Here is an 18,282-nt window from a genome sequence, read left to right on the forward strand (position 1 = left end):
TAGTCAAGAAACAGAGATTGACAAACGTGTTTCCTGATGGTATAATTTCTTAACAAATGAGTCAATGCTGACTGAACGGGAACCCCAAAAAACAGAAGGAAATACCATGAGCGCATTTTACATCACCACACCCATCTATTACGTCAACGATGAACCGCATGCGGGACACGGTTATAGTACCATTGTCGCAGATACTTTGGCGCGCTATCACCGCCTCAAAGGCGATGAGGTGTTCTTTTTGACCGGCGTTGATGAGCATGGCGCAAAGATACATAAAGCCGCTGAAAAGGCAGGACTTACCCCGCAAGATTATTGCAATAAAATAGCACCTACATTTATCAAATTTTGGAAACGGCTGAATATCTCACACGACATCTTCATGCGCACGACAAGCGATATGCACAAGCGCGGCGCGGCGAAATTCCTCACTGCCCTCTACGAAAGTGGGAATGTCTATAAAGGGACTTATAAAGGATACTATTGCCTCCCCTGCGAGCGGTTCGTTCCAGAAAAAGAATTGACGGACGAAAAAATCTGCCCGATTCATAAATTGCCCTTGGAATGGCTGGAAGAGGAAAACTATTTCTTTAGACTTTCCAAGTATCAAGATCGCTTACTCGCGCATTTTCGTGAAAACCCAGACTTTGTCTACCCTGCAGCACGGCGCAATGAGCTCCTGAGCGTCCTCAACTCTGGATTGGAAGATATAAGCATCTCTCGCTCCTCAGTCTCATGGGGAATTTCCTTACCGTTTGATCCTAAACATATCGTCTACGTCTGGATTGAAGCATTGATGAATTATATGACAGCACTCGGTTATGAAACCGATAGTGAACAGTATCACACTTTTTGGCCCGCTGATGTCCACATGATGGGGAAGGACATCACCCGCTTCCATGCGCTGATCTGGCCCGCAATGTTGATGGCTGTAGACTTACCACTTCCCAAGCAGATCGTCGCACACGGGATGATGACGAAAGATGGCGAAGCGTTGAGTAAAACGCGAGGTATTTTCGTTGACCTGAATGCAGACATCGCGCAATACGGATTGGATGCGTTCCGTTATTACCTCCTACGCGAATTTAGTTTCGGCAATGATGGTGATTACCGTCCTGCACGTTTGCACGCCCGCTACAACGCCGATCTCGCGAACGATCTCGGCAATCTGCTCAATCGCGTCCTCGGTTTAGTCAACAAGAACTTTGAGGGGATTCCCGCACCGACAACACCGGGGGAATTCGACGATGAAATCGAGGCGATGGCACAGACCACTATTGATCAATTAGACGAACACATAAGCGCGTTCGCGTTTGATGATGCATTGGAAACCATCTGGGAGTTTGTGCGGCGCATTAATCGCTATGTTCAACAGACACAGGTCTGGACGCTCGCGAAGCCGGAGACGAAACCGAGAATGGGAACGATCCTCTACAATAGTTTAGAGGCGTTGCGGTTCATCTCTGTGCTCATCTCGCCTTTTGTTCCGAATACTGCTGAAAAAATTCAGAAGCAGATCGGTCTGCCGGAATTTGATACCGTCTCAGAATGGGGACATTTGCCCGCAGGACTAACGGTCAGCAGAGGCGAACCTATTTTCCCACGTGTTGATACCAAAAAACAGAAACAGCCGCAACCGAAAACGGAAGCCGAACCGAAACAGAAGAAGGTAGAAAAAACGAGCGAGCTCGTCTCCTTTGCCGATTTCCAAAAGTTGGATCTTCGGGTGGCATGTATCCTCGCTGCTGAATCTATTGAAGGGGCTGACCGACTTCTCAAATTGCAGGTTGACCTCGGCACGGAGAAACGGCAGTTGGTCGCTGGGATTGCTGAACATTATACGCCAGAGGCATTGATAGGAAAACAGGTAATAGTTGTCACGAACTTAGAACCCGCCACCATTCGCGGTGTTGAGTCGCAAGGTATGGTTCTCGCGGGGAGTGGTGACTCTGTGGTCTTGGCAACCCTTGAAACGGAAATGCCGCTCGGCACAGAAATAAAATAGTAGGCACTCCGTGTGCCGTGACAAAATGCGAGATATAGAAAACATCCTTAAAACCCGCATTGAAAACGATGAGGCGAATACCTTTGTCGCCATTGTACCGACCGATTCTGCGCGTTTGAAACGTCAGCGCGAATTGGTCGGTTATCATCCAAACAGGGCAGTTGCCAATTTGCGTGTGCATACCAGTGTAGAATTTATTCAAAAGTTATACAGACAAGCTCAGTCGTCAAGACAATATATTTTATCAGGAATCCAACACCTTTGGCTTCACGAAATGGTAGATCCTGACACTGACGATATTGATACCTACCGATATAACGCATTTCGCCCAATTCAAAATGCTGCCATCCCTGATAGCACACTTTCCCTCATCTTAGACACAATAAATCACCTTAAGGATCAAGGAGAGACTGAGCCGAACTTTGTAGAAGATAATCTAACCAAAGTAGACCTCGCTCGTATTTACAGCGATTATGAAGCGAGACTTGGAAGCCGATGGATAGATGAGAAGGGAAGACATTACTACCTGGCAAACAATTTTAAAGAAGAGTTCATCAAGAACGCATTTCCTGGCGTTGACCTTGCTGTTTTTGAGGGTTTTACTTTGCTTTCAAAAGCCGATACTAAACTCTTAAAACACATTGCTGAAATACCTGATATAGAGATGTGGTTCCGCACTGATTGTGTTGAAAGGAATGAAGACCTTTATAAAAATATTATCGACCTCGTTTCACAATTTAGAGACACAGGTGCTCACATCGATGCTGACTATGGACGGCACCCTGATCGACACAGACCTTTCGCTGAGAATCTGTTCAGAACAAATATTCCCTTAGACCATAAAACGGATCTAACAGATAAAATTAAGGTTTTAAAACCAGCTGATCGATCCGAGGAAGTAGAGCAGATCGCTCACCTAATTCAGAATCATGTCTCAAGTGCTGACTGTAAACTGAGTGAAATCTGTGTTGTATTCTACAATATAGGTAATTACCAACAGCGAATTGCAGAAATTTTTCCCACTTATGGCATCCCATATTCACTCGCTGAAAGTGTTCCGTTGATGAAATCAGAAGTTGTCAAAGAAATCTTTTCTCTTCTTTCACCGCAGCAAACTTCTATTGGTAACACCTATTTCCCTGACGTTAAATCTGAACTATGCCCAGTAGAGTTGCATCCCGACGAATTTAAGAATTACATTGACAGCTTTCTCGAACCTGCGAAAGTTATTTCCACTATTTTAAACCCGATGCTATTGAAAAATAGAAAAATTGCTGAAGGGGAGGTAAACGCATTCCAGCAATTCCAGAAAATAGTTAAAGGGCTTTGTGACATGCTAAAATCTGAAGAAGATAGGTTATATAAATCTGAAGATTATATTAATAAACTCAGATACATTGCAAAACATACTCACTATCAAAATAGAGCACCGGTAAATGAGGAAACCGTTAAGATTTTCTCACTTAGTGACCTCACAAGTTTAGCATATAATAATGGCCTCAGAAGTTTAGAGTTTGATACCGTCTTTTTGGGCGATTTTGTAGAGGGTAGGTTTCCAGAAAATTATCGTCCAGATCCGTTATTACCAGAAAACCCTTATCGTAACGAAGAAGAACAACTACTTGATAACCGATTCGTATTTTATCGAGTTCTCAAGTCTTTTCGTAAGCGACTCTACCTGCTTGTACCACAACGTGAACGCGAATCGGAGCTAATCCCTTCTCCGTTCCTTGGACAATTAAAAGCAATCGCCGACGTTGAGACGATTGAAGTCGCGAATCCTGAACAAGGCAGCGTTCCCGGTTTTCTCAGTATATACGGCAACCACGTATGGACTACACCTACACCGTCCAACCAAGAATTCCCAGATAACTTAGCAGACATGCGTTCTCTGATAGACCATGTAATTGCGGTTGAAAAGAGTCGCGAGGAAACACACGAGCATTTGGATTATGAAGGCGTGTTAACGGCTGAAATTCTTTCTGCCCAAAGTCAAACGCAGTTAGAAAATCGGAGGCAGAAAATTTATTCCGTCACAGAATTGGAAACTTACGCAAAGTGCCCTTTTCAATACTTTGTTGATGGTGTTTTGAGGTTCCGTCCTGAAGAAGAGGAAACAGAAGATGAGTTATCCAGCCTTGAAAGAGGGTCATTGCTTCATGATGTTCTCCGCGCATTCTACAACAGTCGACGCGAGCAAGGATATCCAAGTATCGGACAATGTAGCGAGGAAGTTTTTGAAGACGCGAAAAAGCAATTAGATGAAATATTAAATACCAAATCTGAGGAACACCGCAGCCAGCGCACCGAGATACCTATCGGCGAAGGTAATCTTTTTTGGGAAATGGACATAAAGAAACTTCGCGTTGCTCTCCATAAGTGGCTTAAAGCGGAACGTACTTATGGTTTACCCGTTGTTCCGCGCTACTTTGAAGTTAACTTCGGTCAATCGGATGAACTGGCAGATTTGGAACTTGATTGTACGAAACCAATCCGCATCGGTGACGTACGGATGAAGGGCAGAATTGACCGCATTGATATTGGCAACGGTGCCTTTAATATTATTGACTATAAAACTGGCAGCTCCACAATTAGAATGCCGGAGATTCTTAATGGACGGAGCCTCCAACTCCCCATCTACCTTCAAATTACAGAGAAATTGCTGGAGGAGAATGGACTAACAGGGTTAGACTCGGCGGCGGGGCTTTATCATAAAATAAGGCTGGACCAATGTACAGTTGAACTCGGTATTGGCAAGGAGTCTTTAAACGAGGTTGCCTACAATGCTTACAACGGCACAGACTGGAGATCGGTGGGTTCCACAAGTGGTCAATTGCTGGATGATGACCTGTTCGACGAACGGCTTGCCCGGACCTGTGGTTATGTTCAACAGTACGTTGACAGTATTTCTAAGGGTAAATTTCCTCTCATCACGCGCGTCAAAACTTTTTCAGTGTCTGAAGATGAATCCGAAGAAGATGGTTTTATAGAGACCGATGAATATGGCTTTGTAGATTCTGAAGAACATGGTGACAAGCCTCTTACTCCCCGGAACAAAACGGAACCTTGTAGTTATTGTGCCTATAAGCGCGTATGCCGTGTTGGTGTAATTTCCGAAGTAAGCCAATTAGAGGACTAACCTTCCATCCGCTTTTTCCTGCTGACGATGTTTGAAATCTCGCCTTTCAGAAAAAACTTGCATACTTCTGACAAATCTGTTATACTCTCTTAGATTTTTTTAACAACGTTGCTTGCACGCCCCTTAGCGCAAAATTCGCAAGCGCATGTAAAAGAACAAAATAGGAGGCTATTTTTAAATGGCACACACATTACCAGCGCTCCCTTATGCGCACGATGCTTTGGAACCTCACATTGACACACAAACAATGGAAATCCATCACGGCAAACACCATCAAGGCTACGTCAACAACCTCAACGCTGCCTTAGAGGGACTCGGTGACCTCGCTGATATGGATATTCACGAACTGCTCAGTAACCTTGATCAGGTCCCGGAAGACAAACGTCAAGCCGTCATCAACAACGGCGGTGGACACGCGAATCATTCACTCTTCTGGTCCATCATGAGCCCGAATGGTGGTGAACCGGGTGGAGAAATCGCTGCAGCAATAAGCAGTGCTTTCGGATCACTTGAAGCGGCGAAAGAGCAATTTGTAACAGCCGCAACCACACGCTTCGGTTCTGGCTGGGCATGGCTCGTCCTCGGCGACAGTGGGTTAGAAATCTATTCCACAGCGAATCAGGACAGCCCTATCATGCAGGGACATACGCCGCTTCTCGGAATCGATGTCTGGGAACACGCATACTATCTGAAATATCAGAACCTTCGTCCTGCTTACGTTGAGGCGTGGACGAACGTCATCAACTGGACCCGAGTCAACGAACTCTATGTGGCGAACGCCTAACTTGCCACAAAAGTTTAGGATTTTGGGAGGGGTAGGCGCGAACAGCGTTTCAGACCTACCCTTTACTCCCAAAATAGTGGAGGTCTGCCGAATTAAGTTTTTTTTTGACATCGCTCTTTAAATGTGTTATACTTAAAAGGTAAATATAATCCTTTCAGCATGACCGTGAAACTTCAGTACAACGGTGTGCGTAATTTAACATCTAAATAGATTACCCAAAAAGGCGTTGAAGGGGAGGAGTAAGTCGTCTGGGCTTGCGAGAGATGGAGACTCATCGGCTGAAAGGTCTCCTCAAGTTTCCACGACTGAAGGTCGCCCCGGAGCTGCTCATCTGAACAACTATAGCGATAAGTAGGATGAGTCGGTGTGATGCCCGTTATCGCATCCCAAAGAGTGCTCTTTCTCGTGTTAGGTGAGATCCTGTAAATTCGATACCTTGCGTGAAAATGAGAAAGGGAATTGGAGTGGTACCACGGTAAGGTCAGTGTAAATGTCCTTCTCGTCTCCATGTTTGGAACGAGAAGGTTTTTTAATTTTAACGACTCCCGTAGGGACGATCCCTACAATTTATAAGGAAAATTGGCATGGAACTTTCAGGAGCGCAAATCCTTGTTGACAGTCTCAAGCGGGAAGGTGTCGAATATATTTTCGGTGTGAACGGTGGCGCGGCGATGCCGATTTTCGATGCCCTTTACAGCGAGACCGAGGTTAAATTGATACCGATGCGGCATGAACAAGGAGCTTCCCACGCCGCTGATGGCTATGCACGCGCCACTGGGGATGTCGGTGTCGCACTCGCAACTTCCGGTCCCGGCGCAACGAATCTTGTCACCGGTATTGCGACCGCCTATATGGATTCGATTCCGATGGTTGCGATTACTGGACAGGTTTTCACCCACTATATCGGCAGCGATGCCTTCCAAGAATGTGATGTCATCGGTGTAACACGTCCGATCTGTAAGCACAGTTACCTCATCAAAAGTAGCGATGAGATAGCAGATGTCGTCGCTGAAGCGTTTCACATCGCGAAGACCGGAAAACCCGGTCCCGTAATTATTGACATCGCCAAAGATGCCCAGATACACGAAACACTGTTTCAATATCCAGAAACAGTTGACATCCGTAGCTACAAGCCGCAAGTTCATGGTGATCCAGCACAAATTGCAAAAGCGGCGGCACTGATTAAAGAAGCGAAACGCCCCATGCTTTATGCCGGAGGCGGTGTTGTACTCGCCAATGCCAGTGAGGAGCTGCGGCAGCTCACTCTCAAAACCCAGATTCCGATTACTGTTACATTAATGGGACTCGGTGCATTTCCCGAAACGCACCCTTTAGCGATGGAAATGCCCGGAATGCACGGTTCTTGTTGCGCTAATTACGCTTTTACCGATGCTGATCTCGTTATCGCTATTGGCGCAAGGTTCGATGACCGTGTTACGGGTGATCTCAGTAAATTCGCACCGAACGCGAAGAAAATTCACATCGACATTGATGCCTCCTGTATCGGAAAAAATGTACCGGTGGATGTTCCTATCGTAGGTGATGCGAAGAGCGTTCTGACAGAACTGAATAAACAGGTTGGGACAGCAGACATTGACCCATGGCGCGACCAGATTCAGGAATGGAAGCAGAAGTACCCGTTTGAATATGAGCAGAAAGCCGATAAGGTGATGCCGCAATATGTCATTGAACAGATTTACGAGCATTACAGCGATGCGATTGTTGTCGCGGATGTCGGACAGCACCAGATGTGGGCGGCGCAATACTTCAAATTCACCGAACCGCGGCAGTGGCTCAACTCCGGCGGTCTCGGTACGATGGGCTTTAGCCTCCCCGCCGCAATCGGCGCGCAGCTTGGATGTCCGGACAAAACTGTCGTCAACATCAACGGAGACGGTTCCTATATCATGACAATCCAAGAATTGGTACCAGCGATTACGATGAAGCTGCCGCTTAAGGTTTTCATCATCAACAATATGTACTTGGGGATGGTGCGCCAGTGGCAGGAATTGTTCCACGGCAAACGCTACTCTGCTGTCGATTACCACGATAATCCGGATTTCGCATTGCTCGCACAGGCATTCGGTGCCACCGGTCTACGGGTTGAACACCCCGACGAGGTCGAACCCGCATTGCAGAAGGCGAAAGGGATCACCGACGGTCCTGTGGTCATTGACTTCATCGTTGATGAAGAGGAGAACGTGTTCCCAATGGTGCCAGCTGGTGCTGGACTTGGAGATGTTATCCGCGGGTTATCCTAACGATTTTAAGGGTTGTCAGTTATCAGTTATCAGTTACAAGAGGGTACCGTTAAACGAGGGGAAACACCCTATCAAAAACACCTCTTAACCGATGACCGAAAGGTTTTTCGGAGGAAAACCGAACCGATAACCGATAACCATAAAACCGATAACTGAAAGCCTGCGCAGCAGGCGAACCGAAAACTATAAAAGAATGAATTCTGAAAAACGACACATCTTTTCCGTTTTGGTCGAAAACCGATTTGGTGTCCTTGCCCGTGTGGCAGGACTCTTCAGCGGGCGCGGCTTTAATATTGACAGTCTCAACGTCGCCGAGACGCATGACAGGAGCATTTCGCAGATAACCCTTGTCACACACGGCGATGCCCAAATCATTGAACAGATCTACCACCATTTAAACAGACTCATTGACGTTATTGAGGTGACCGACCTCTCTACCGCTGGAACGCATGTTGAGCGAGAACTTGTCCTTATCAAGATCGCTACCGATGATCCTCGAAAACGTACCGAGGTTCTACAAGTCGCGGAAGTTTTTCGTGGACGAGTTATAGATATGAAACCTACCTCACTTGTCCTTGAAATCACAGGTGATGAGGGTAAATTGAAAGCGGCGATTGATATTTTTAATACGTACGGTATCCTTGAGTTAGCACGCACCGGTAAAATAGCGATGTTACGCGGCTCTGAGAAATAGGACATAGTTGTCAGTTTTCAGCGGTCAGTTGTCGGTTAATCCTTTGTAGCAGATGAAAACACTTTGTCTGCTACAAACGAGTTACTGACACCGACGACTGACGACTGACAACCAAAAAGGAATAGATTTATGGCAACGATTTATTACGATAGTGATGCTAATTTTGATTTACTAAAAGAGCGTACCGTCGCTGTCGTCGGCTACGGTGCACAAGGTCGCGCCCAATCGCTGAACCTTAAAGACAGTGGTGCAAACGTCGTCGTCGGGTTATACGAAGGTAGTCGCTCAAAGGAGCGAGCAGAGGCGGAGGGTTTGACCGTCAAAACCGTTGAGGAGGCCGCAGCGATGGCAGACATCGTTCAGGTACTCATTCCCGACGAACGCCATGCCGCTGTTTACCGCGACCAGATTGCCCCAAACATGCAGGCAGGAAATATGCTGCTCGTCTCGCACGGGTTCAGCGTCCATTTTGGACAGATTGTGCCTGCCGGTGATATTGATGTCGCAATGATTGCGCCTAAGGGCCCCGGTTCTCTCGTCCGTGAAGTGTTTGAAGGCGGTGGCGGTGTGCCGTGTCTCATTGCTATCCATCAGGATACGTCCGGTCTTGCTCGCGATGTAGCACTTGCTTATGCCAGAGGTATCGGTGGCACACGTTCAGGGGTTATTGAGACCACGTTTCGCGAGGAAACCGAAACCGATCTTTTCGGTGAGCAAGCCGTCTTGTGTGGTGGGACCGCTGCACTCATCAAAGCCGCTTTTGATACACTTGTTGAAGCCGGCTACCAACCCGAAATGGCTTATTTTGAGTGTCTCCACGAACTCAAGTTGATTGTCGACTTGATTTACTCTGGCGGATTGAGTAAAATGCGGAATGATATTAGCAATACCGCCGAATTCGGAGACCTCACACGTGGTCCACAGATTATTGACGACAATGTCCGAGACAAGATGCGCCAAATCTTAAAGGACGTGCAGGAAGGGGTCTTCGCACGGGAATGGGTTTTGGAGAATGAGGCGAATCAACCCGTGTTGGGCGCGCTCCGTCGGCAGGAGGCAGAACTCGAAATAGAAGAGGTCGGCAAGAATCTCCGCAGCATGATGAGTTGGCTTGACGAGTAGACTATCCTTTCCCAAACCCTGGTAGGTGCGATTTCCAACCGCATCGATCACAACAATGGATGTATCCGACAACACGAATACCCATCCAGACCCATTCTTCATTCGAGAGTGCCGCCCCGAAGAGGCGGAAGCACTTCTGGCGTTGTGGAAAATTGCTGGCACCTCTCCGAGCGTCACAGATACAATCACGAACATCCGAAACACGATAGAAAGTCCGGCATTCGTGCTGATTGCTGAGGTAGATCGATGCATCGTTGGCTCCTTAATCGCCACTTTTGATGGCTGGCGCGGAAACATGTATCGGATCGCAGTTCATCCTGACTACCGACGACGTGGCATCGGACGCGCCTTAGTCAAGGAAGGCGAGAGATGTTTAGTGAAACAGGGTGCTAAACGCATCACTGCACTCGTGGAGGAGAAGTATCCAGGGGCTGTCGCGTTCTGGTCAAGTGTCGGGTATGAGATAGAACCTGGGATACTAAGATTTTTCCGCAATCCCTAATGCCAGTTACGAATTCTCTCAACTGTGGTAGGGACAATGTAAGAAGAGCACCATAAGGGTCAATTTTAGGAAAAATAACCGCCTGGGCACCCAGACCGGTAGGTTCGGTTTCCTAACCGAACCAGATTTTACACAGAAACCTTGAAGACTCCAAAACCTTCTTGAATCCCGTAGGGATGGCATCTTTGTAGAAAAACGCGATTCACAGACCTAAGCCCCGTAGGGGCGGCATTTGTAGGGACATTCCTATAAAAATAACGCAAGTTGCCATCTTTGTAGCATAATCTGTTAGATTGTGCCTGTAAGGACGCAAACTGAAAGTTTACGCTACAAAATCTGGCGGATAATCAATGATTTTTAATGAAAATAGGCTCCGCCTGTCCAAAATCTTGTAAGTAGCAAATTGGGTTAAAATAGGTTAATCTCACGTTAGTCATAAGGGGGAGAGGACATGGAATCTTGGAAATCTTTTATTCTCATTAGTTGTCTACTAATGTTCAGTGTGTGCATTCATCAAGACGTTGATGCCCAAGAAAACCTTGCACAAGAGGCGTATGCCATCTTTGAGCAAAGCTGCCTCAACTGCCACGGGGAACACGGGGCCTATACCGAACAACTCATCATTGAGCATGCAGCGTTAGTCGCCCCCGGAGGTGCAGTAATTCCGGGAAATCCTGATGATTCGGAATTCTATAAGCGGTTAGTTGAAGAGCGTGTCGAAAAACGAATGCCACTCGGACAACCACCGCTCTCAGATGCTGCCATTGATACCATCCAACGCTGGATTTTGGCAGGTGCGCCCGATTGGCGAAACACCTTTGCATCAGACAGTCCCTTTGTCACACCCCAGGAAATGCTTGAGGTGATTGAGAATCATGTCAACTCGCTCCCACCCTTTGACCGCGCCTTCGCACGTTATTTTACACTCACCCACCTCTACAACGCTGGCGAAACAACTGAAGATCTCCATGCTTATCAACGCGCCCTCTCCAAACTCGTGAATAGCCTCTCTTGGGGACGTGAGATTGTCAATCCACAACCTGTTGATTCAGAAGAAACGATCTTCTATATTGATCTCCGAGACTACGAATGGGAGGTCGGAATCAACCGATGGACACTGATTGAGGCGGAATATCCGTATAAGGTTGAGTTCAACGCGCCAACCCAGACAACTCTGCACGAAAAACTGATGAACCTACGCGAGGAAATGAGTTGTGAGGTGCCGTTTATCCATGTTGATTGGTTCCTTGCGAATGCATCATTGCCCGCGCTCTACCACGACATTCTCGATCTTCCGCGAACGGATCGCGCGTTAGAGGCGAAGCTCGGTGTGGATGTCGTCAGCAATCTCCGAAATGCAGCAGGGAAACGCGTCTGGCGCGCGGGGTTCAACGATTCCGGCGTGTCCAATAACAATCGCGTTGTCGAACGACACCAGTTTCAGCACGGTGCGTATTGGAAAAGCTACGACTTTGCGGGGAGTGTTGGCACACAGTACATCTTTACACATCCGCTTGCTTTTACACACGATGGTGGCGAGATCATCTTCAATCTTCCTAACGGATTGCAAGCATACTACCTTGTAGATGCCGGCGGTAACCGACTCGACGCAGCACCCATAGACATCGTCCGGAATCCGGCTGCGAGCGACCCAACTGTCCGCAACGGACTTTCTTGTATCGGGTGCCACACCGAAGGCATGAAAACGTTTAAAGATCAGGTGCGTGGTGTTGTTGAACAAAATGAGAATCCCCCGTTTGACAAGGACCGGGTGTTACGACTCTATATTGAGAAATCCGTAATGGATGCTTTCGTTGAAGAGGATACTAACCGTTACCGGCAGGCACTTGAGAAAACAGGCGGTGTGTTTGGTAGTATTGAACCGGTTCAGCGGTTCCATGAAGCATTCCAAAGACCTCTTGATGCTGTGCAGGCTGCCGCTGCAGTCGGATTAGAAACTCAAGATTTCCTTCAGAAGATTCGTCAGAATACGAGTTTACAACATTTGGGTCTATTGGTGTTAGGGAACGGCACCGTGAAACGTGACACATGGACAGAGCAGTTCAGTGAAGTGGTCTTTGCGCTGGATTTCCCAGAAAGAAGCCAAGAGATTCCAATTGAACAACAGACGGAACGCATCCCTGGGGAATCGGTTTACATTCCCGACTCGAACCTACGGACGGCAATTGAAGAAGCACTTGGCAAAGCACCAGGTACTCCGATCACAGTAGAGGATATGGAAACATGGACAACAGAGTTTCGCGCAGACAGCAGAAACATAAGCGATTTAACTGGGCTTGAGTTTGCAACAAATCAGAAAGTGTTAAGCCTTGCCAATAATTCAGTATCCGACCTATCTCCCCTCGCAAAGTTAACAAATTTGGAACATTTGGTTATCAATGGCAATTTACTATCCGACCTATTCCCACTTGCAGGATTAACGAATTTAAAAAGTTTACATCTTTATGACAACCCAACAATTTCTGATGTATCACCTTTGGCAGGATTAATAAATTTGGAAATATTAGATCTGGGTGATTCTAATTTCAAAAGTAAACTTGACCTCTCAGAACTAGCGGGGTTAAGCAAGATACCATGGCTTGCTGGGGGTCCGAAACTGGAGGGCCCCTGGTTGTGGGTAATGGTGCCAATAGGAGACATCGGTGCTGAGAAAGCTGCTTCCTCAGGAATAGATTGGCTCTCCGAAGCGAGTGGCGGTAAGGTAACAGAACAGCGAATTGCTACTAAAGGAGCAACAGAGGGAAAACCTGTTGGAAATATGGTGTGGACAACAGCAAGTCTTGCCACTAAAGGTAATACCATCAATGAAATGGCGAACACTGCCGGTTTAGGTGTGGGGGATATAGATTATCATGTTGCCTACGGTTCGCTCGTCTTGTATTCTTCCCTACATCAGAATACAAAAATGTATGTCGGCAGTGATGATGGTGTCAAGGTTTGGCTCAATGGGGAGTTGGTTCACAACAATCCTGCAATCCGGTTTAGTGACGATTACAACGAAAAGTTCCCCGTTACTCTGAAACAAGGGATAAATTTACTGTTAGTTGCTGTTTACGAGGAGGGAGGTTGGTGGACAGGCTTTTTTGGATTTGAACCCGACGCTGCCTACACCGTGATACCTCCTAGTACTGGATTCACGTTTTCGACAGAGCCCACGAGTGTTCGCGTTGGGGATCCCTTTACCCTGCATATCGGGGCAAAGAAGATCACCGATTTAGCAGGATGGCAGTTTGACCTTGTATTTGATCCGACTGCCCTTGAAGCAATCGCGGTCAACGACGGTGATTTCCTTAAGATAGGAGACGGAACGACTTTCTTCCAAAAAGGCATAATTGATAACACAGCAGGTGAGATCACAGAGTTAAGTTCGGCACTAATTTCGGCAAGTGGTGTCAGCGGCACGGGCACTTTGTTATCGGTTACCTTCGCCACAAAAGTAGAAGGGGAAACTCAAATCGCACTGCGTAACTTTGAGTTAGGTTCAATTAGCGGTGCGGTCATACCTTCAGTCCACTCTGATGTTGTTATCAAGGTTGAAGACCAGTTTGCATGGGATGTAAATCGAGATGGGCGAGTGAGCATTCTGGATCTGATTCTGGTATCACAGCACTTAGGTTCTGCCGCGTCTGCCAACTCGAAATTTGACGTAAACGGTGATGGAATTATTAACATCCAAGACCTTATCCTTGTTGCACAGCATCTCGGTGAGTCAATGACTTCCGCTGCGCCTTCCACTCTCACTGGCAGCATAGAGGGGTTGGATCCTGCCATGATACAGGCATGGATAGAGCAGGCGGAACTTGAAAATGATGGCTCTATTGCCTTCCAGCAAGGTATCGCGAACCTCCAATGGCTTTTAGCGTCGTTGATTCCTGAAGAGACAGCACTCCTGCCTAATTATCCCAATCCGTTCAATCCAGAGACGTGGATACCGTATCAGCTGCTTGAACCTTCAGAGGTTACTGTAAATATTTATACCGTAAATGGTGAGTTGGTTCGGACGTTGGCATTGGGACATAAGTTTGCCGGTATTTATCAGAGCCGAACCCGGGCGGCATATTGGGATGGGAAAAATGATTTGGGTGAGCATGTTGCGAGTGGTATCTATTTCTATACGCTAACGGCGGGAGAATTCATCGCAACGCGGAAAATGCTGATTCGGAAATAGTATCAAATGACCATAGGATAGTTGCAACCCCACCGGTCCCTGAGAGGTCAACCCACTCAGTATGTTTTACAAGTGCCCGGATCTTTACAACACGATTGAGGAGATTAGCCGTGGAATTCAGAGGACATCTACTGGACAACACCTTCAAAAGCGTTTACGGGCTTGCCGTCGCTGATATAAACGGAGACGGACAACTTGACATCATCGCTGGCTCTATAGGCGAACCTATTATTGCTTGGTATGAGGCACCCCATTGGAAAAGGCATCTCGTAACCGATCAAGATAGCGGACACATCACTATTGCTCCTTACGATCTGACCGATAACGGCACGCCTGACCTCATTGTGGGTAGCGGCTTCAATCGTGGTGTAAACGCTGCCGAGGGGTACCTCCACTGGCTTGAGGCACCGGTGCAAGACGGACAAAACTGGAAGAGCCATCACATCGCCGATGTCCCTTTCATTCATCGCATCGCATTGGCGAATCTTTCTGGAAATGCGTCAACATCCGTTCCTTTCCTCATCGTCGCCTCAATCCGCGGTGAGGATGGCAAACCCGGCGAATGGCACAGTCCCGGATCGCTCTGGTGCTATGAGCTTTCGGACACCCCACGAGATATAGCCTCTTGGCAATCCCATCTCCTCGACGATTCCCTCCACATCAACCACGGTTTGAGTATCAACGACGTTGACCAAGATGGACGCGATGACGTACTGATTAGCTGCACAGAAGGACTCATCTGGTATGAACCACCTGTTAACCCAATGACTGACGACTGGGGTAAATGGATCATCAACAATCTTGAGTGTAGTGATGCATTCGCAGCGGACATTGATGGCGACGGTATCAATGAAATTTTAGGTATTGAACCGTGGCACGGGAACAATCTCGTCTGGTATAAAGCCACCGGCGATCTACGTACCGATCCGTGGGAGCGTCACCTCATTGACGATACGCTCAATCGCGGGCACTCCCTTGCTGCTGTTGATGTTGATGGCGACGGTATACTTGAAATTGTCTGTGGATACAACGGCGAAGGCACAAGTTTGCATCTCTACCGTCCAGAGGATCTGACACAAAACCGCTGGAGCAAGGAGACGATTGACGATGGTGGTTTAGGTGTTGGACAGATGCACGTCTTAGATATGAACGGAAACGGTAGGTTGGACATCGTCGCGAGCGGTCTCAGCACCGGTAACGTCAAATGGTACGAAAACCTCCCGTAGAATACCCTTCCCTTTTATACGCTAAAGGTGAGGTTAGAACCTTGCCAGTGTGAACACGCGGTTATCAGTTATTAGAAGGAGATATATTCTTCTTACTGATAACCGACAACTGATAACTGACAACTATTCTTCAATTGCCTCAACATTCGCGCGGGGCAGCGTCATCTGTTCGCCATCCGAGAGTTCAACTCGTAATACCCGCACCTGTGCCTCTGTCTCTAAGTTCTGAAGTTCTACCGGCAGTTCCGTAACACGTCCCAATTTGCCAAAATGTGGTTCTCGGATAATGCGGACCGGGCTACCGATTTCCAAGATGCCTTCCATGCTTCCATCCTGCTGCGCTTCCGCTACTTCCGAAACTCCCGACGCAAGTGGAATCACTATCTCCGGACGGACGACACCAGCACGAATCTGTGTCGCGCCGTTGATGGAGGTTTTCATGCCCTCCCGTGCTTTCAAGAGCGTGAACGTCTGCTCCGCCATCGCTATCTCTCCGAACCCTTCCGTGATAACGAGTGTGATGCCAATCTCCTCGGAGCCAGTAATTGCAACGCCGAGTTCATAACCGAGAAGTTTCCGTAGATCTGCGTCATCAATGCCGCCAGCAATAATGCCCTTGACACCCTGCTGGATCGCTTTCTGGATTGCATCGGTCGTGACAAGGGAACCGCCAACCAAGATGTTATCTCGATGTTCAGACAGTATCTGTTCAGCGGTCAGTTCATCACCCGACGATTGAGAAATGACGACTAAGTTCCCAACCGTCTCACCACCAATCCCGAAAATGCCTTGGATATAAGTGCCGTAAGTTTCCACAGTGACACCTTCGTTTGGGACGGTTTCCGTTACTGTGCCGTTTGTGTATGCTTTGACTTCCACTGGGATGGGCGGTTCACGAAGGATAACCTGTCCTGTGACATCCGATACGGCTTCAATCGTGCCGTCAATCGGTGACCGCGCTTGCGATTTGAAAAGCCCGAAAAGCCCTTTGGTTGTGGCGATAATCTCGTCTTCCGAGACGGCTTCACCTACAGATTTAAGCATATATTCGGCAACTTCTTCTGGTGGAACACTAAGCAGATTGGCAACGTTTAACAGTTGAACGTTCCCCGGTAGATCTGCCTTCGCGATAACATCTTCTGCCTCAACTGTTGCACCGGTTTCGACGAGGACCTCGCCTTCAAGTGGAAGCCTACGTTCCTTTTGAATTGTCATTCCCTCGGTAACCTTGAGACCGGGGGTATATGCATGCGCCATTAATTGACCTCAATTTCAAAATATAATCTGTAATATGATTTTTAGGTTATAAGTTTTCAGTCTTCGGTCTTCAGTTACAAGAGGTTATCCGTAAATGAACACGCTCTTAACTGACAACTGATAACCGATAACTGACAACTAATATATTATACCATTTTAGTGGTGTTTATGCTAAAATGAAATCAGAATTTAGATAAGGTGAAGCAACAAATGTCAAACCAAGACGTAACCTATAAAACCGACAAAATCATGCCGACGTGGGAACAACTCGCTGAAATGGGGCGTGATCTCCAATTTCATCCAAGCACCACGGCGCATCCGAAGGTACTAACCCAAGAACAGTTGGCAGATTTCAACCGCGTCGGTTACATCAAAGGTATCCCGATTTTCGATGAAGCCGAAATCGGTGAACACCGTCAATACTTTGATGCCCTGTTAGCAAACGTCCTTTCAGAAGGCGGAAGCAGTTACTCAATTATCTCCGCACATATAAAATACGGGAAGGTTTATGACCTGCTCACGCACCCAAAGATTGTTGCTTGTGTGAAGGACCTGATCGGTGAGGATATTATTGGTTGGGGCGCGCACTACTTCTGCAAAATGCCACACGATTCGCAGACAGTCGGTTGGCATCAAGATGCGGGTTACTGGCCCCTCACACCTTCCAAGACTGTTACCGTCTGGCTCGCGATTGACGATGCCACCGTTGAAAACGGTGCGATGCGGTTTATTACAGGTTCGCATCATCTTGGACACTTGACACCTCGGCACAGCGAACCCGACGATAACAGCGTCCTGGGTCAAGTCGTTGAAGATGCTGAGCAGTACGGTGAACCCGTTGATGTCGAACTCAAAGCGGGCGAAATCTCTATCCATACCGATCTACTTTTACACGGATCGAACGCCAATCCCTCGCCCAAACGACGGTGCGGTCTGACTTTACGCTACTGCACCACCGATGTCCAAGCATCCTTTCGTTGGGATAAAGAAGGTGTCGTCGTGAGTGGAGAGGATAGAAACGGGAACTGGGAAAATCCACCGCGTCCGCCTGTCGATTAATCCAACAGATTATAGGCACCCACAATTGGCGTTTCTTTTTGTTAAAA

The 18,282-nt window shown here is 47.5% G+C and carries 11 protein-coding genes and 1 other annotated feature; of the genes, 10 read left to right on the forward strand and 1 reads right to left on the reverse strand.

Features of this window, described 5'->3' with window-relative positions; all coding sequences use genetic code 11:
* Nucleotides 1-64 precede the first annotated feature (64 nt).
* The 9 genes from metG to OXH39_18840 all read left to right on the forward strand — a co-directional run bounded on the left by metG (nt 65) and on the right by OXH39_18840 (nt 15,919).
* Nucleotides 65-2,002 (forward strand): methionine--tRNA ligase, encoded by a 1,938-nt coding sequence (metG, locus tag OXH39_18800; GenBank protein ID MCY3552516.1) that lies wholly within the window; start codon nt 65-67, stop codon nt 2,000-2,002.
* Between the two features lie 25 nt (nt 2,003-2,027).
* Nucleotides 2,028-5,141 (forward strand): PD-(D/E)XK nuclease family protein, encoded by a 3,114-nt coding sequence (locus tag OXH39_18805; protein MCY3552517.1) that lies wholly within the window; start codon nt 2,028-2,030, stop codon nt 5,139-5,141.
* Nucleotides 5,142-5,319: 178 nt separating this feature from the next.
* Nucleotides 5,320-5,925 (forward strand): superoxide dismutase, encoded by a 606-nt coding sequence (locus tag OXH39_18810; GenBank protein MCY3552518.1) that lies wholly within the window; start codon nt 5,320-5,322, stop codon nt 5,923-5,925.
* Between the two features lie 217 nt (nt 5,926-6,142).
* Nucleotides 6,143-6,435: a binding site (T-box leader), on the forward strand.
* Between the two features lie 74 nt (nt 6,436-6,509).
* A complete protein-coding gene (gene ilvB, locus OXH39_18815; protein MCY3552519.1) occupies nt 6,510-8,186 on the forward strand; it encodes a biosynthetic-type acetolactate synthase large subunit in 1,677 nt (558 codons plus the stop codon).
* Between the two features lie 193 nt (nt 8,187-8,379).
* Nucleotides 8,380-8,880 (forward strand): acetolactate synthase small subunit, encoded by a 501-nt coding sequence (ilvN, locus tag OXH39_18820; protein ID MCY3552520.1) that lies wholly within the window; start codon nt 8,380-8,382, stop codon nt 8,878-8,880.
* A 129-nt stretch (nt 8,881-9,009) separates the two neighbouring features.
* Nucleotides 9,010-10,002 carry a ketol-acid reductoisomerase gene (ilvC, locus tag OXH39_18825; GenBank protein ID MCY3552521.1) on the forward strand — a complete coding sequence of 331 codons (993 nt, stop codon included), beginning with the start codon at nt 9,010-9,012 and terminating at the stop codon, nt 10,000-10,002.
* Nucleotides 10,003-10,027: 25 nt separating this feature from the next.
* Entirely contained in the window at nt 10,028-10,504 is a 477-nt protein-coding gene (locus OXH39_18830) for a GNAT family N-acetyltransferase (protein ID MCY3552522.1), read from the forward strand.
* A 451-nt stretch (nt 10,505-10,955) separates the two neighbouring features.
* Nucleotides 10,956-14,693 (forward strand): leucine-rich repeat domain-containing protein, encoded by a 3,738-nt coding sequence (locus tag OXH39_18835; protein MCY3552523.1) that lies wholly within the window; start codon nt 10,956-10,958, stop codon nt 14,691-14,693.
* A 110-nt stretch (nt 14,694-14,803) separates the two neighbouring features.
* Nucleotides 14,804-15,919, forward strand: coding sequence for a VCBS repeat-containing protein (locus OXH39_18840; protein ID MCY3552524.1), 1,116 nt, complete (start codon nt 14,804-14,806; stop codon nt 15,917-15,919).
* Nucleotides 15,920-16,042: 123 nt separating this feature from the next.
* On the opposite strand, the gene OXH39_18845 is transcribed toward OXH39_18840, so the two are convergent.
* A complete protein-coding gene (locus tag OXH39_18845) occupies nt 16,043-17,176 on the reverse strand; it encodes a hypothetical protein (protein MCY3552525.1) in 1,134 nt (377 codons plus the stop codon).
* Between the two features lie 210 nt (nt 17,177-17,386).
* Between OXH39_18845 and OXH39_18850 the strand changes: the two genes are divergently transcribed.
* On the forward strand, nt 17,387-18,235 hold the full coding sequence (locus OXH39_18850; GenBank protein ID MCY3552526.1) for a phytanoyl-CoA dioxygenase family protein: 849 nt from the start codon (nt 17,387-17,389) through the stop codon (nt 18,233-18,235).
* Nucleotides 18,236-18,282 lie beyond the last annotated feature (47 nt).

The sequence above is a fragment of the Candidatus Poribacteria bacterium genome, from assembly GCA_026702755.1.
Taxonomy (GTDB): domain Bacteria; phylum Poribacteria; class WGA-4E; order WGA-4E; family WGA-3G; genus WGA-3G.

Excerpts from the sequence above, each read along its gene's own strand:
- OXH39_18805 (MCY3552517.1), top strand. The coding sequence starts at position 2,028 with ATGCGAGATATAGAAAACATCCTTAAAACCCGCATTGAAAACGATGAG.
- OXH39_18835 (MCY3552523.1), top strand. The coding sequence starts at position 10,956 with ATGGAATCTTGGAAATCTTTTATTCTCATTAGTTGTCTACTAATGTTC.
- OXH39_18845 (MCY3552525.1), bottom strand. The coding sequence starts at position 17,176 with ATGGCGCATGCATATACCCCCGGTCTCAAGGTTACCGAGGGAATGACA.
- ilvN (MCY3552520.1), top strand. The coding sequence starts at position 8,380 with ATGAATTCTGAAAAACGACACATCTTTTCCGTTTTGGTCGAAAACCGA.
- OXH39_18850 (MCY3552526.1), top strand. The coding sequence starts at position 17,387 with ATGTCAAACCAAGACGTAACCTATAAAACCGACAAAATCATGCCGACG.
- OXH39_18810 (MCY3552518.1), top strand. The coding sequence starts at position 5,320 with ATGGCACACACATTACCAGCGCTCCCTTATGCGCACGATGCTTTGGAA.
- metG (MCY3552516.1), top strand. The coding sequence starts at position 65 with ATGCTGACTGAACGGGAACCCCAAAAAACAGAAGGAAATACCATGAGC.
- ilvB (MCY3552519.1), top strand. The coding sequence starts at position 6,510 with ATGGAACTTTCAGGAGCGCAAATCCTTGTTGACAGTCTCAAGCGGGAA.
- ilvC (MCY3552521.1), top strand. The coding sequence starts at position 9,010 with ATGGCAACGATTTATTACGATAGTGATGCTAATTTTGATTTACTAAAA.